The following is a 2143-nucleotide window of genomic DNA, read 5'->3' as shown; positions in this document are numbered from 1 at the left end:
GGGTGAGGTAGGTGAGGGTGCCGCTGTCGTCGAAGGTCGCGGTGGAGGAGGGGTAGGGGGCGATGACCAGGCCGTTGTCGATGGCCCGCGGGGTGGTGGGCATACGGCTGAGGCCGTTGGGGAGGGAGCAGGTCAGCCATAGCTCCAGCCATTCGGCTGACTCCGGGCCCCGGAAGGTGACGCCGGTCCATGCCTCGGTGCGGGACTGATGGAAGACATCGGTGAGGGCGTCGGCGTTGACGGTCTGGTCGCCGTTGGTGACGAGGGTGACGGCGTTGTCTGGGGCGAGAGGCACGATGGTGCGGGGGTCGTCGGCGATGCCGCGCCGCAGGGGCATGAAGGTGTTCATCCGGCTGGAGACGCTGCGCCAGATGCCGTCGGGCTGCGGAGCGAAAGCGATGGAGCGGGAGACGCTGCCGCGCAGGCGCAGGGGGGTGAGCAGGCGCCCCGTCGGGGCGAGCTGGTCGAGCCAGGCGTGGGGGACGCCGTGGGCGCCGACGGTGGCGATGACCCGGTCATAGGGGGCGTTGGGGGCGTAGCCGAGGGCGCCGTCTCCATGGATGACGTCCACGTTGCGGAGGCCGGCGGAGGCGAGGGCGGTGCGGGCGCCGTCTACGAGGTCGTGGTCGACGTCGATGGTGGTGACGTGGCCGTTCGGGCCGGCGAGGTGAGCGAGGAGGGCTGCGTTGAAGCCGGTCCCGGCGCCGAGTTCGAGGATCTTCTGGCCGGGTTCGACATCGAGCTGTTCCAGCATGAGGCCGACGACGTCGGGCTGCGAGGCGCAGCTGATGGAGGCGCCGTTGTCGTCGTCTTTGATGCTGACCGGGGCGTTGCCGTACGCCTGCTCCAAGGGGGCTTGGGGGACGAAGAGGTGGCGGGGGACGGAGCGCATGGCGTCCTCGACGCTGCGCGTTCGCACACTGCCGTCCTTGATCAGGCGGTCGACGAGCTCGTTGCGGAGGCGGTCGGCGTCGCTTGTTTCGATGGTGTCGGTCTTCACCTCGGTGACCGTAGTGCGCTGCCGGCTCGCGGCGTGGGGCGACGCGGCGTGGTCGCTCGTTCCCATGACTACCTCTTTCGCGAGTGTTGACAGGGTGTGCTGGATATCTGCCGGGAGGCCCGGGCGATTCCATTGGAAGATGACGTGATGGGCCAGTACGCCTCGGAGGCCCCGTACGAGATGACCCCGGTGATTGAGGTCCGCCGGCTGCCGGCCCAACTGGTGGAAGGCGGTGATCCAGTCCGTGAGGTGGGTGAGGCGGCCGTCGGTGATGACGGGGCTGGTGGGGCTGACGTCGACCGTCATGAGGCGGTGTACGGCGGCGCGGAGGCGTGGCGAGGGGGGTGGTCTTTCCTGTCCTGCCCGCTGAAACGACCACGACGTCCCGTGGATGGCCTACTACGACTACGCCCAACACCAGGGCGACACCGGTCCCCGCCATCCTCGACCTCGCCCTGCTCTCCGGCGCCTCGCCCCGCCGCCCGGAGGGCCACCTCCGGCAGGCCGTGCTGCACCACTCCGACGCCTACACCCGCTCCCGCGCGATCTCCGGTACCAAACTCGCCACCCTGATGATGCACACCGGCGACCCCCGGGAAGCCGCCATCACGGCACTGCGCGCGCTGGACGAGATCGGCCGGATCCGCTCCCGACGTGCCCGGGACAACGTACGCGCACTGGCCACCGCCGCGACGCCGCACCGCCGCAGACCCGAGGTCGCCGAACTCCGCCGTCGCATCACCGAAACCCTCGCCCCGTGACCAGCCGCTCCCTCGCCGTGCTGCGCCGAATCACCGCCCTCGCCGGGTTCTCAGCCGACGGCGCCGAACCCATCCGGCTGGCGGAGAACGACATCTGGCGCCTGGCCCCTGGCACAGGAGTCGTCGTCCGGATCGCACGGGAAGGACAGGCGGAGGCGGCGGCCCGGGAGGTGGCCATCGCCCGCTGGCTGGCCACCTCAGGCGTGCCCGCGGTCCGCCCGCTGCCCATCGACCAGCCAGTCCTGGCCGCCGGCCGCCCGGCGACCTTCTGGGAGGAGCTTCCCCCGCACCGGCCCAGCACCGAGAAGGGGCCGGCCCCAGTGCTCCGCCACCTCCACGACCTGCCGATACCCAACGACCTTCCCCTCCGCCCCCCCTGGAC

Annotated in this window: 3 protein-coding genes; 2 read left to right on the top strand and 1 reads right to left on the bottom strand. The window is 71.0% G+C overall.

Annotation, left to right across the window (positions count from 1 at the left end; genetic code table 11):
- A partial coding sequence (gene fxlM, locus FNQ90_RS20590) for a methyltransferase, FxLD system (protein ID WP_182607723.1) occupies window positions 1-1306 on the bottom strand: 1306 nt, incomplete at its 3' end.
- A gap of 38 nt (window positions 1307-1344) precedes the next feature.
- On the opposite strand from fxlM, the gene FNQ90_RS20585 reads away from it, so the two are divergent.
- Both FNQ90_RS20585 and FNQ90_RS20580 read left to right on the top strand, forming a co-directional pair.
- On the top strand, window positions 1345-1761 hold the full coding sequence (locus tag FNQ90_RS20585) for a hypothetical protein (RefSeq protein ID WP_182607722.1): 417 nt from the start codon (window positions 1345-1347) through the stop codon (window positions 1759-1761).
- Window positions 1758-2143: phosphotransferase (locus FNQ90_RS20580; RefSeq protein WP_182607721.1), on the top strand; the 386-nt coding region annotated here is incomplete at its 3' end. The genes FNQ90_RS20585 and FNQ90_RS20580, both read left to right, overlap by 4 nt.

The sequence above is a fragment of the Streptomyces alkaliphilus genome, assembly GCF_014141535.1.
In the GTDB taxonomy this organism is placed as follows: domain Bacteria; phylum Actinomycetota; class Actinomycetes; order Streptomycetales; family Streptomycetaceae; genus Streptomyces; species Streptomyces alkaliphilus.
Note: the sequence above shows the minus strand (reverse complement) of the source record. Positions and strands in the feature narration are given on the sequence as shown.